Source organism: Nitrospira sp. M1 (assembly GCF_965152605.1).
On the sequence record NZ_OZ224217.1, the window covers coordinates 1,347,250 to 1,360,615 of the forward strand.

Genomic DNA, 13,366 nt, shown 5'->3' on the forward strand with positions numbered 1-13,366 from the left:
TGGTTATGAGTGTCTGTGCTGCTTGTTTCCAACGAATGTTGTCACGGCACTTCCTAGCAACACACCCGCGCCAAATACAAGACTATAGGCAAGCCCAGTTCTTAATTCCGGCCAACTCTCAAGAATTCGTTCCCAGAGAGGAACCCCAGTTGGAAAGTGAACATGCCCTTCCCAGCCGAGGTTGGCTTGTTGAAATGACTCGTCTGATTCGCTGTCTTCTTTCGGAATGTGTTCGCTATTGTGTTCTAAGATTGTCATGAGGTCCTCTCTAATACGGCAACAGGAAAATGTTCAAAAATCCTATGTAACGGTACTATAGCCTTTTCATTGTGTTGCGTCGATGGAATGCATTCTCCTGTGAGTATATTCGTAAATTGCGATCCAGACAATTTGTCTGGAAGCAATAGGTTCGTGTTGTTCCATATCTCTTTCCCGAGCGGCCATTGTCTTGGCTCAGAGCAGATGGTTGAAATGAGGCGCGGGATAATCGTCACCGAAGCATGCTCACCTTCTATTCTAGCAAATGCGCAGGCATGTGGCGATTGTGGCCCCTCAGTCATCAGTGGCTGAAATTGGCCGTCCAGGAAGAGAGAGGCATGGGATTTTCGGTATTGAAGGGCCATGGTCGTTGTCCACAGTTTCAAGTGCCCATTGTGAGGGTGTTCAAGCAATTGCCGGACTAGTGTCAGGGTTCCGTCGCGTTGTTGAGTGTTGTAGAGGTCATCAAGAGCGTGGCGGTAATGCTCATATGGTATAGGTCGGCGGTTATCGGGGTCGACTAAATGTAAATCCCACAGTTCGGTGCCCTGGTAAAAGTCTGGAATGCCTGGTGCGGTAATCTTGAGCAACACTTGAGAAAGTGAATTGATTATCCCAAAGTGTGCGATGGTGTGTTGAAAGGAAAGGAAGTCTCTGAGAAACGCTCGGGAGCGCGTCGGCTTGAGTATGTGGACGATAAACTCCTGAACGGCTGATTCGTAGGCTTCATTCGGATTGAGCCAACTTGAGTGGACTTTCGCTTCGCGGAGGGATTTGACCATATATTCCTGAATGCGGGATGAGAAGTTCTCAAGATCCGGACCTTCGAGTGGCGTAAAGGGCCAGCAGCCTAGAAGCGTTTGGTAGAGGAAATATTCCTCATTCCGATCGGGTATGGGATGTTCCTCAATGATCTGCTTGGCCTTCTTATTGAGCTGAGACCACCGACTCACATGTTTTCTCCACTCTTGGGGAAATTCAGACAAGACGTTGAGGCGAGCACGGACGTCTTCTCCGCGTTTGGTGTCGTGGGTGGCCGTTGCAGACATGCTGTAAGGCGATGTCTCTTTTCGCGATTGCATTGCTTCATGAAAATGATCGAGTGAAATGCCGAACTGATCGGGTTCTCCTCCTACTTCGTTTAACGACGTTAAACGATTATAGGTATAAAATGCCGTATCTTCGACACCCTTCGCCATGACCGGACTAGTTGTTTGTTGAAACTTCATGATGAAACTATTGACTTCGCGCCAGTCGAGACGTGAGCCGTCAAATGGGACCTTGAGGAGAAGGTCGCGTATGAAGTCAAAAACCAGGTTGCTGATTGCAGGATTTCTTCGTTTGGCTCGAACCGTAGCCAAACGGATGTACAGTCGATCTCGATCGGAAACGCCTTCGCTGGGATCGAATGTGACGTACGTACGATAGACGGGAAAGCATGCAATAATTTCGCGGACGGCATGAATCAAACTGTTTAAGGTAAAGTCCCGTGATCGACGATTCCGTTCAGAGAGAAGGCTGAGTTGATGTCCCAGTGCATTGATTTCACTCGACATTGCACTGCTCATGATGAGTTTTTTTGAGGAATAAATAAGGTCGTCGTATGTTCCCGGTGGCTTGGTGAACCGGTTGTAGAGATCATCAAATTTGCGCACATGTTGTGTGTCAATAAAGAGGTTGTTGAGAAGGGTCAAAAAATCGTACCCCGTAGTCCCATGACATGGCCAATCTTCACTGAGCGTTTCGGATTTTCCGAGAATTTTTTCCACGACGATGAAAATTGATCGATTGTGATCATCAAATGGAAGGTTGAGTTCTTCACGAGCCCATGCCTGCCACTGTTCGAGATAGGCTTTCGGATCAAACAGTCCGTCAATATGGTCGATACGAAGTCCGGTGATTGCACCTGTTTTGAGCAGGTGAAACACGCACTGATGAAATTCCGTGAACACCTGAGGTTCTTCCATACGGATTGCGGCAAGCTGATTGACATCGAAAAAACGCCGGTAGTTGATTTCTTCAGCCGCCACCCGCCAATAGGCGAGTCGATAGGCTTGGTTGCTGACGAGCGCATCAAGCAAATCAAAGCTTCGATCTGATCCTTTGGTGCCATTCAGTATGCGGATATTTTCATTGAGGAAGTCGGCGATGTCGGATTGTTCTTGGTAGAGGTTGGATAGGCGGCGTTGAATGACCTCTTTTTCTCGATATCGCTCGGCAATGCGTTCCGGGTCGCGTTCATTTCTTGAAGGAAGATGGGAGAGGGCTGTAATGATGCTTTGAAATTCTTGCCAATGGGCATCGTCTGGGCTGAGCTGATTAGTCAGGTCATCTTGGCGAAAGGTTAGAATCAGCGTCCAGGTCGAAGGGTCGATTGGAAATTGATGATCGTAGTATTGAAGAAAAAATCGTCCATCGACATACGACAGGGTGATTTCCTGATTTTCCAACGCGATTCCATATTGTTCTCCCAGGATGGGGAGCAAGACTTTATCTTCAAGTTCGACTTTGACCGGATTCCAGTCAATATCAAAGAGTTTGGCATGCTTTGAACTTGGCCCATTTTCTAAAACATCTTGCCACCAGGGATTCGCGGATTGATCAATGCCCATATGATTGGGGACGACATCAAGAATGTGTCCCATGTGGTACTGTTCTAAGGCGTTGATGAATTGCTGATACTCATCGTCACTCCCTAATTCAGGGTTGAGCATTGTCGGATCAATGACGTCATAGCCATGGGAACTGCCAGGAAGAGCTTTGAGGTAGGGAGATGCGTAGCAATCAGTCACGCCGAGATCGTGAAGGTAGGGAACAAGCGCGGCCGCATCTCGAAAGGTAAACGATTGATTGAATTGGAGGCGGTAGGTAGAAATGGGAATGCGTCGACTGGGTATGGGCATGGAGTGCAAGCTTAGGTCTGCTCAATCGGATCGATGACGGCTCGGCCACCGTACGATTGCCCTCGTGGTAGAACAATCAAGCCAGATTTACTAGCCGTATTGCTAGCGGAATCCTTGGATTTGTGGAACCCCAACTCCGTTCCGGCAGAAATAACATTGAATCGATCGGCAATGACGCGGCGTAATCGGCATTTAGGACCAATAATCGTTCCATCGAGAATGACACATTCCTGGATGACGGAGCCTTCTCCAATGCGGACATTGCGCCCGATGAGCGAGCGTGTAATCTTTGCATCAACGACGAGACTTCCTTGTCCGACCATGGCATCGTCGACACGGGTTCGAACTAAGCTGGCCACGGGTTCGAGAGAGGCATCCGTCTGAATTGGCCAGTTGACATTCCGAAGGTCGAATATTGGCGTTTCACCGAGAATATCCATGTTTGCTTGCCAATAAGCATCGATAGTGCCAACATCACGCCAGTAGCCCCATTCTTCGTAGGGATGTATGCCCGGGACGACATTTTTCATGAAGTCATATGCTAAGACTCGGTGCGTACGCGTCAAAGACGGAATAATATCTTTTCCAAAGTCATGCGTCCCAGATTGACTGGCATCCTGTTCGAGCGCTTGGATGAGCGTATCGACATTGAAAATGTAATTGCCCATCGAGCTGTAGGCCATGTCCGGGTTGGACGGCATTGGTTTCGGTGATTTAGGCTTTTCTTCAAAACCAATAATCCGTTGCTCCTCATCGACTTCGACGATGCCAAAGCCTTTTGCAGCCTGGAGTGGAACCGGAAGGGCGGCGACGGTGACGTCGGCTTGATTGTCCAAGTGAAACTGAATCATCTGCCGAATATCCATGCGGTAAATGTGATCAGCGCCAAACACTGCGACCAATCCAGGGGCAAAATCGCGTATCAGATTGATGTTTTGATAGATCGCATCAGCCGTTCCTTCATACCACTTGCCTCGGCCTTTCATTTGTGGAGGCACAACAGTGATGAACGATTGACGGTGCGGACCGCCACTTCGCCAGGCGCGGCGAAGGTGTTCGATCAACGATTGAGAGCGATATTGAACCAGCACGTACATCGCCAAGATGCCGGAATTCAGGAAGTTACTTAAGACAAAGTCTGTGATACGATACGTTCCGGCAAAGGGAACAGCGGGTTTACTGCGCTGTTCCGTGAGGGGCATCAGGCGCTCACCTTTTCCCCCGGCCATGATCATGGCTAAAACTCGCTGAGATACGCGTTCTCGCTGATGTTGGCGTGGTGTTGGGTTGTCCTTGTGATTCATGATGGTCTGGTGTGTATCCGTGGTGTGTTTGAGGATTTCATCGATTGTTTGAGCATTTCGATTTGTTTCGATTGTTGCGCAATGGTTCGGCTTTTCTTCATTTGAGCGGGGAGGGAGGCCAGGAGGCTAATAATGACGCCAAGGGCGAGCGTGGTGAGTAAGACAATCACTAGTGATCCTTGAAATGTCCAGGCAAAGAAATGAATGGTGATTTCGCTTGCATTCTGCAATGAAAACGCTACAGCAAAGAAGACCATCATGAGAGCGGCGATTAAGGCAAATGACATGAGAAATTTCAGGCTTGATAGGTTACAATACGAAATAGCATACGACATTGCTATACTTATTTACCATGTCCGTACCACTTGATCAACAAATCACGCGTTTGATTCACGGAGAAGAAGGCCATCCGTTTGCCTATCTTGGTCCGCATCGTCAGCAAGATGTTGGTCAGGGAAGACCTCGTAGTATCATTCGAGCCTTTATCCCGGAAGCTTCAAGCGTGAATGTGTTGTTCAACAACTTAAAGACGCAATCGTTTCCAATGAAGGCGATGACCTCGGATGGTCTGTTTGAACTGGAATGTGATGTTGATGCCCGGGAGGTCGGGTATCGATTTCAAGTGATGAAGCAGGATGGGACACAGCATGAATGTCATGATCCCTATGCATTTTCCCCGGTTCTTTCAGAATATGACTTGCATTTGTTTGGAGAAGGAAAATTGTATAAGGCGTATGACAAACTTGGTGCGCAAATGTGTCAGCATCAAGGGGTTCAAGGGGTGAGTTTTGCTGTCTGGGCTCCCAACGCCAAACGCGTGAGTGTTGTCGGGGATTTCAATGATTGGGATGGCCGGCGTCATCTGATGGAATCTCGCGGAGGATGTGGTCTGTGGGAGTTATTTATTCCTGCTTTACAGGAGGGCACCGTCTACAAGTATGAGATACGTTCTCAAAATGGAGATGCGCCGTTCCTGAAAGCTGATCCCTACGCCACTGCGGCTGAACTTCGGCCGAAGACCGCGTCTCTTGTCCGAACCACGTCTCGCTATCAGTGGCAAGATCGAGAGTGGATGGAGCGGCGTGGCACGCAAAATCCCTTAGCGACTCCGTATTCGATCTATGAAGTTCACCTGGCCTCATGGCGGCGAGTCCCAGAAGAAGACTCACGCTGGATGACCTATGGTGAGTTGACGGAAACGCTCATTCCCTATGTGAAGGAAATGGGTTTCACCCATATCGAACTCATGCCAGTGACAGAACATCCCTTTGATGGATCATGGGGATATCAATCGACCGGGTACTTTGCCCCGACGAGTCGGTTTGGCTCTCCGGAAGACTTCATGGCTTTTGTTGATGCCTGTCATCAGGCCAATCTCGGCGTGCTTATGGACTGGGCTCCGGCGCACTTCCCTGATGATCCTCACGGATTAGCCTGGTTTGATGGAACCCATCTCTACGATCACGAAGATTCACGGCTTGGTTATCATCCTGAATGGAAAAGCCGCATTTTTAATTACGGCCGGACTGAAGTAAAAAACTTCCTCATTAATAGCGCGTTGATGTGGTTTGACCGTTATCACATTGATGGTCTTCGAGTGGATGCTGTCGCCTCGATGCTGTACTTGGACTATGCGCGAAAGTCAGGCGAGTGGTTGCCGAATCGATTTGGAGGCAATGAAAATCTCGAAGCCGTAGAGTTTTTGAAAGAACTTAATGTCATGGTTCATCAAGAGCATGCCGGGAGTGTCATGATAGCTGAGGAATCTACCGCATGGGCCGGGGTGTCTCGTCCAACCTATGCGGGAGGGTTAGGTTTTACTTTTAAATGGAATATGGGATGGATGCATGACACGCTCGAGTATTTCAGTATGGATCCCGTCCATCGGAAATATCACCAAAATAAGGTTACCTTTGGATTGATGTATGCCTTTACGGAAAACTTTGTCCTCGTGCTGTCACACGATGAAGTGGTGCATGGGAAAAAAGCGCTTCTCGACAAAATGCCAGGAGATGACTGGCAGCGTATGGCCAATCTGCGTGCATTGTACGGACATATGTGGGGACATCCCGGTAAGAAAATGCTGTTTATGGGGTGCGAAATCGGTCAGTGGTGGGAATGGAATCATGATGATAGTTTGCAGTGGCATTTATTAGACTATGCCCCTCATCAGGGATTGCAGCGCTATGTTGCCGACCTCAATCGTCTCTATCAATCCGAGCCGGCTCTCTATGAAGTGGATTTTGATTGGCAAGGGTTTCAATGGATCGATTTGCATGATAGCGATCATTCGACCTTGACGTATATTCGCTATGCTAGTGAGCAAAAAGACCTTGTGGTGTGTGCCTGTAATTTTACACCCGTCATACGTCTGCACTATCGTATGGGAGTTCCACAGGCAGGTATGTATCGTGAGTTATTAAATAGTGATGCTGAGATCTATGGTGGGAGTAATATGGGAAACGCCGGAGCCGTGGAAGCTGAGCCTATTCCCTACCATAATCAACCCTACTCTCTCCTTGTGACACTTCCCCCACTTTCTGTCGTGTTTTTCAAGCCTACGCCGTGTTAACTCCCTAATCTCGTTGGTATTGAAACACCATATTTTTTCCGTTTTCCCGATGTTCCTCTTCTCTTTCTTCCCAGTCAGACTGTCGGTGAGCGGTGCTGATGAGGCAGTGTACGTGATGTCAATTTCCCTAACGTGGGGAAAGACATTTCAAGTTTACTGCTTTACCGTGAGTGTCCTTTGCCTTTGTTCTTGTGCGTGAAGGTTGCTCCGACGGATCTATCGGTGGTCATTGTGACTAAACATTCACCCGTTCCAGTACAACTTCCATTCCACTCAGTAAATTTCCATTGTTTGCTCGATGATGGTGTTAATTGCACAATGGTTCCGCTTGGAAACGCTCCGGAGCAGGATTTGTCCGCACAGGAGAGTCCCATTGGGGTGCTGGTCACCGTTCCCGTGCCCTCAATGGCAATGGATAGGGTCGGTTGGGTGGACGAGAATGTGCGAACCGCAACGGGTTGGGTGGGTGTTGACGTATTTCCTGCATCGTCGAAGGCTTCTATTTCATACGTATAGGTTGTATCTGGGGTCAGGCTGGTATCTATGAATTCGACTTGCTGTGTGTTCGCAATAGAGGATTGGTTTCGGTATACGTTGTACCCCGCGACCTCGATATTATCCCACGCGTGGTCCCATGTCAGGCGAATGTGAGACGAGGATACTGCCTCGGCCTGCAACGATTCGGGAGGGAGAGGCGCGGTTGTGTCTGGGATGAGTGTCCACACTTCCGTTGAAGGAAGACTCTCTCGATGTGAATCGTCCATTGCGGTGACCACAAAATAGTAGGTGGATCCTTCTTGAAGATTTGTGACGATATGTTGTGTGGCTAGCCCCACATCCGTCGGGGGGCCGTACACGCCAGACGTCGTTCCTGTATACACCCGGTAGCCCGTGGGAAGCGGTTCTGAATTTGAGTCCCATTGTAACATGACATCGCCCGAGGCAATGGCATGAGACGAAACGGAAAAGAGAACGAACGGTAATATGAAATATGCAAGGCTATATCGTGTCCAAGTCATGCTGAATCGGGACATGGCATTCCTCCTCTTCTATGAGATTTGCGTGTTCAGGCTATATGCGGTTTGCCTGTAGTTTTTGAGATGTCCTGCATGTTCTGAAATGTTTTTCGATAACTCGTAGCCATGGCGTAACAGAAGCCACAATCTTTGATTTTGTGATTCGATACTAGGTGTTATCGGTTTTTACCGAGGTATCTGTAATGTGTTTATACACACGAGAAGGGGGACGGGTGCGTGAGAGTGGCATAGGCATAGGACGCCGTTTTTTTTCTGCGTGGATACGCGCAAGACTTCGAAGGTTGACGTACAGGGTGAATGTGATTCAGAGAGTAAATAGGACGGAGCAAACGTCTGGATATGTGTATGCGGCAGAAAAAATACACATTCGGGAATTCAAGATTGAAGGGAAAATGCCGATGAAAGTTAAAGACATACTCAAGCCTGAGGGTTGCCATAGGAGGGAATTTTCATGCTTGATGTAGTGGGAGGCAAGAAGAATATGAGCAACCGATTATCAACTTCTTTTATGTCGTAAGGATGAAATTTATGGATACCGGTCAATTTCGTTTAGTCACCCGTAGTGACTTTGATGGGCTTGTCTGTGCAATTTTGCTAAAAGAAGTGGGAATTATTAACGACATACTCTTCGTGCACCCCAAAGATATGCAGGATGAGAAGATTGCCGTCTCTGATCATGATATTACCACCAATCTCCCGTATGTCGAAGGTGTGTATTTGGCTTTTGATCATCACCACAGTGAAACTATTCGTAATACAGGTGAGAGATCGAACCATATCATCGATTCTGAGGCGCCGTCAGCCTCACGGGTTGTTTATCGGTATTACGGTGGTGAGAACACCTTTCCTGCTAAATGGAATGCAATGATGGAAGCTGTGGATAAGGGCGATTCGGCACAATATGAGATCGATGAAATCTTAAACCCGCGCGGTTGGGCTCTGATGAATTTCCTCATGGATGCCCGTACCGGACTTGGTCGTTTTCGTCAGTTTCGAATTTCCAATTACGAACTCATGATGGAACTCATCGAGCAATGCAAAAACAAGAGTGTCGATGAGGTTCTTGCTCTGCCGGATGTTCAAGAGCGGGTGACCTTGTTTCACGAACATGCGGAATTAGCCAAAGAACAGATCCAGCGATGCTCGACGGTTCATGGGAATCTGGTCGTATTGGATCTGCGAAATGAAGAAACGATATACGCGGCCAATCGCTTTATGATTTATGCCCTGTTTCCGGATTGCAATATCTCTATGCATGTCATGTGGGGGCTCAAAAAACAAAATACAGTGTTCGCAATTGGCAAGTCGATCGTGAATCGGAGCTCATCGTTGAATATCGGTGAACTCTGTCTCACCTATGGCGGTGGCGGACATCAAAATGCAGGGACTTGTCAGGTAGCGAATGCGCTAGCCAATGAAAAACTCCAAGAAATTATCGAGAAAATTCATGAACAAGAGTTATCCATGGCAGCAGTTCCAGCATCATGTGCGGGGGCCTAAGCCGGTCAAGCAGACGGTGAAATGCTATAACGAACCCAAATAACTTCCAGCCGAATATACAACATGTACACAGCGCAAAAAACGCACGTCGTACAGACGGAACGTAAGGAAGGTTATGCCCGCCTGGATGACCTACAGGCGATTGACGCTTCAATCACGATGGGTCAATCCGCATTCAGTGCGACGACATGCAGATTCGGCATAACTGGAACGGCTATAGCCTGTGATATTTTCAGCTTTCTTTCGGTCACGGCGTAAGGTCGTATCGTTTTCCTATTTGTGTTCGTAGCAGTTTCACTCACGAAAATTTCCTTTCTTCTCTTCTCGTACCAATCCTACATCATTAGTGCATTGAAGCAGTCGCTGTCTTCTTGATCGTCACAAGAGGACAGTGTTCTGTACTCATTGCCATGAGTCATTTCAGTAGGCTTGTGTATATTCCTACGGTCATCCTTCCGGATGCAATTCCCCCTGTGTTTTGAACAGACGTATCTTGACAGCAGTAGGAGATACCGTTACATAGAAGTTCTTTGGGTGCTTGCCATTGCTTACTGGAAATTTCAACCCAGATTCCTGACGTTTCCGATGAAGAGATGTGTGGCAACAAGTTTAGTTTTCATAGTGCAAAGGCTTATATCGTCATGGAGTGGTAATGAAAGGAGAACCCTATGCCGAACCGTAGAAATTTCGATCATCTCATGAGTAGCAAATTTAGGGTAGAAATAGAAGGTGTGACGCAAGCTCAGTTTTCCGCCTTTGAAGGATTGGAGTCGACAACTGAAGTGGTGACGTTCGTGGATGGTAGCGACTTATTGGTTCGCAAAAGACCGGGTCGAACCAGTTATTCCAATCTTGTCTTAAAGCGTGGCTACATCAACACTGATGAACTGTGGAATTGGCACAAGGCGGTTATCGACGGGAAGGTGGAGCGGAAGGCCGGTTCCATTATTGCGTTGGCTGACGATGGTTCAGAAATCTTACGCTATAACTTTTTTGAAGCTTGGCCTTGTCGTTGGAAGGGATTTGAGTTTGATGCCAAGCACGCAGGGTCATTATTCGAAGAAATCGAAATTGTGGTGGAAAAAGTTGAGCGAGCGTAACGCAAACACATTGAAGAAAATGGCAGCAACGTATCGATCATGGATGCTAGATTTGTAGAGAAATTTCTAGAAGACAGACTGAAACGTCTGTTAGGAAAGCAGATTCTGTTCACGCGCGGACCGCTCGTTGTGTCTCAATTTAGCGGCATTCGACCTGAAGTGTATTGTTACGTCTCGAAACTTGAAGACTTTGGGGGAGTCACCACTGAAGGCGCGATGATCGCACGAAGGTTGGTGAAGGGGCCAACAACGTTTAAGGGATTTGAGGAAGAACGACCAGGCCGAATGATCGTGACGGTACAGTGTCTTTCTGGTTCCTATGACATTTTGCAAGACGTGGTCCGAATGGTAGCGCCATCGGTGTTGTTGGGATTAGAGCTGGTGCCGGGTTTTTCGCTTGGGGCTTTGCCCAGAGATACCGTGCAATTACGTTTTGATGAATTGCATGCGTGTTTGGCTTCAGCAGAACTCAAAGCTGAACATGATGAAGAGCAGTCCTATTTTCTTGGAACGTTGATCTTTCATTTGAATGGGTTCATCCATGTTCGCGTGACCGAGCGCGGCGGTCTTGTGCGCAAGCCCTCACTCAAGGACGAACGCGTACACAAGAAATCCAGTTCAGGTCGCGTACGAAAATCACCGGGCAAGTCTTAGGTCATGAGTCTGTCGATCAAAGAAATGTCATGTCATTGCGATGGACGATTCATGATGGAGTGGACCCCTAATTGCGTGCCTTGCAAGAAAGGGGTAAGCGCTAAGGAATGTCCGGATCGTTCTGCTGGCTATAGAGCCAAGCAGGAAATGGTGGTAACGAAATTGTATATTTGTGAGCCGTGAGATCAAAACTTGGAGGTGCTGGTATCAGAGGCTCATTCTCAGGGGTGGCGTACGATTGACTTCCACTATCCAAAAGTAGTGACCAACGATTTTTGAGTTGTGGCAAGGTGAGCATGGACGGTGTGTTCTTAAAGCCTAAGATCAGGAGCATGGCTGGAGCATGTGGGTGTTTGCGGTAGATGGTCAGGACATTGTGTTTTTTATGTGTCCACACGCGTAGTTGATGGCCTTTGACGCCAGGACCTAACGACGGATGCTGCTTACGGAGTGTGATCAGTTGTTTTACCCATGCTGCCATGCGGGATTGAATGTCGGTTTGTTCGTCAGGTGGTGTGAGTCGAGAATCTTCAAACGTTTTTACCGCATAGGGGTCTGGTACTTTCTTCCATCCAAATTGTTTAAATTCTGCCAATCGTCCTTTTCGAACCGCTTCAATTAATTGTTCATCCCCGTGGTCAATAAAATATTGAAATGGTCTGCGCTCACCATATTCTTCACCCATAAAGAGCATCGGGATACATGGAGATAAGAGAATAGAGGCCATCAGGACTTGTTGGGCTGAGTGTGGGATGAGCGTTGACAGGCGATCGCCTTCAGCGCGATTGCCAATTTGATCATGGTTTTGAGCAAACACGACAAATGCTGTAGCGGGGAGATGCGCCGCAGAGTTTCCATGCCGTCGTTGGCGATGGTGGGAGTATTGTCCAGAGAGAATAAAATGTTTCTTGAATCCCGTGGCGACATGATCAAGCGCGCCAAAGTCGGAATAGTAGCCTTGCTGTTCGCCGGTGACCAGACTATGAAGCGCGTGGTGAAAGTCGTCGTTCCATTGTCCATCCAATCCATAACCGCCTTTAGATGATGGGGTCATGATTTTTGCATCGTTCAGGTCGCTTTCGGCGATCACATGAACGGTTCGATCTGTTCTGGCAGCTTCGTCATGAACTGCAGTGGACAGTTCTTCGAGAATATGTCGTGCGCTGAAATCAAAAATACTATGAATGGCATCTAATCGAAGGGCATCAATGTGATAGTCGCGAATCCAATAGACGGCGTTGTCGATGATTGTGTTTCGTACGGCATCGCTATGCGGACCATCGTAGTTGACCGCGCTTCCCCATGGTGTCCGGTATTGATCAGTGAAAAATGGTCCGAACGCTCCCCAGTAATTTCCTTCGGGCCCGAGGTGGTTATAGACCACATCAAGGACCACGGCGAGTCCTGCCGCATGGCAGGCATCGACGAGACGATGCAGCCCCCAAGGCCCTCCATAGCTATTGTGTGGCGCAAAGAGGTAGGCACCGTCATACCCCCAATTTCGTACGCCAGGAAATTGCGCGATTGGCATGAGTTCAATCGCGGTTATGCCTACTTCGTCACGAAGATACGGCAACGCTGGAATAATTGCGTCAAATGTTCCTGCTTTGGTGAATGTTCCTGGATGAAGTTCGTACATGATGAGATCGTGTAGCGGAAGTCCCTTCCAGTGTTGATCAGTCCATGGAAACGCTTGCGGATCGATGATTTCGGAGGGACCATGGACGCCTTCGGGTTGAAAGCGAGAGGTTGGATCTGGATATATCGCCTCATCGAGTATGTAGCGGTAGTGCGTTCCGGCCGGCACGTTCTCTACCGTCGCCTGCCAATATCCCAATGGTTGCGACGTGAGGCGCAGAGGCGTGTCGGCGTGTCCGAAAATGTCGACGGCAACTGACTGCGCTTGTGGGGCCCAAATCTTAAATGATGCCGTCGATGTATCGACGATAGACACACCAAAGTCATAGGTGCGTGCATTGAGTATCCGTTGTGTTCTACGTTTGCTCGTCATAGTGGGTATTGTCCATGTCCCATGACT

General features: G+C 48.2%; 10 protein-coding genes. 4 read left to right on the forward strand and 6 right to left on the reverse strand.

Annotated elements, in window-relative coordinates:
- Positions 1-3 precede the first annotated feature (3 nt).
- Genes ACWHX8_RS06480 through ACWHX8_RS06495 form a run of 4 tightly spaced genes read right to left on the reverse strand, consistent with a single transcriptional unit; the run spans position 4 to position 4,752 of the window.
- Positions 4-258: a hypothetical protein gene (locus tag ACWHX8_RS06480; protein ID WP_447971142.1), complete on the reverse strand. Its 255-nt coding sequence runs from the start codon at positions 256-258 to the stop codon at positions 4-6.
- Positions 255-3,161, reverse strand: a complete 2,907-nt coding sequence (treY, locus tag ACWHX8_RS06485; protein ID WP_447971143.1) for a malto-oligosyltrehalose synthase — start codon at positions 3,159-3,161, stop codon at positions 255-257. The genes ACWHX8_RS06480 and treY overlap by 4 nt, the downstream gene beginning before the upstream one ends.
- A gap of 11 nt (positions 3,162-3,172) precedes the next feature.
- Entirely contained in the window at positions 3,173-4,465 is a 1,293-nt protein-coding gene (glgC, locus tag ACWHX8_RS06490) for a glucose-1-phosphate adenylyltransferase (protein WP_447971144.1), read from the reverse strand.
- Positions 4,462-4,752: a LapA family protein gene (locus tag ACWHX8_RS06495; protein ID WP_447971145.1), complete on the reverse strand. Its 291-nt coding sequence runs from the start codon at positions 4,750-4,752 to the stop codon at positions 4,462-4,464. Before ACWHX8_RS06495 ends, glgC begins: the two co-directional genes overlap by 4 nt.
- A gap of 65 nt (positions 4,753-4,817) precedes the next feature.
- On the opposite strand from ACWHX8_RS06495, the gene glgB reads away from it, so the two are divergent.
- A complete protein-coding gene (glgB, locus tag ACWHX8_RS06500; protein ID WP_447971146.1) occupies positions 4,818-7,037 on the forward strand; it encodes a 1,4-alpha-glucan branching protein GlgB in 2,220 nt (739 codons plus the stop codon).
- A 161-nt stretch (positions 7,038-7,198) separates the two neighbouring features.
- Here the strand turns inward: glgB and ACWHX8_RS06505 are convergent, their stop codons facing one another.
- Positions 7,199-8,071: a fibronectin type III domain-containing protein gene (locus ACWHX8_RS06505; protein ID WP_447971147.1), complete on the reverse strand. Its 873-nt coding sequence runs from the start codon at positions 8,069-8,071 to the stop codon at positions 7,199-7,201.
- 531 nt (positions 8,072-8,602) lie between these two features.
- Here ACWHX8_RS06505 and ACWHX8_RS06510 point away from each other — a divergent pair.
- The 3 genes from ACWHX8_RS06510 (at position 8,603) to ACWHX8_RS06520 (ending at position 11,328) form a co-directional block, all read left to right on the forward strand.
- Entirely contained in the window at positions 8,603-9,574 is a 972-nt protein-coding gene (locus tag ACWHX8_RS06510; protein ID WP_447971148.1) for an exopolyphosphatase, read from the forward strand.
- A gap of 668 nt (positions 9,575-10,242) precedes the next feature.
- The gene (locus ACWHX8_RS06515; RefSeq protein ID WP_447971149.1) at positions 10,243-10,674 is read left to right on the forward strand and encodes a phage tail protein; all 432 of its coding nucleotides are present in this window, start codon (positions 10,243-10,245) and stop codon (positions 10,672-10,674) included.
- Between the two features lie 39 nt (positions 10,675-10,713).
- Positions 10,714-11,328, forward strand: coding sequence for a hypothetical protein (locus tag ACWHX8_RS06520; RefSeq protein ID WP_447971150.1), 615 nt, complete (start codon positions 10,714-10,716; stop codon positions 11,326-11,328).
- Positions 11,329-11,428: 100 nt separating this feature from the next.
- Here ACWHX8_RS06520 and treZ read toward each other — a convergent pair whose 3' ends face one another.
- Entirely contained in the window at positions 11,429-13,339 is a 1,911-nt protein-coding gene (gene treZ / locus ACWHX8_RS06525) for a malto-oligosyltrehalose trehalohydrolase (protein ID WP_447971151.1), read from the reverse strand.
- Positions 13,340-13,366 lie beyond the last annotated feature (27 nt).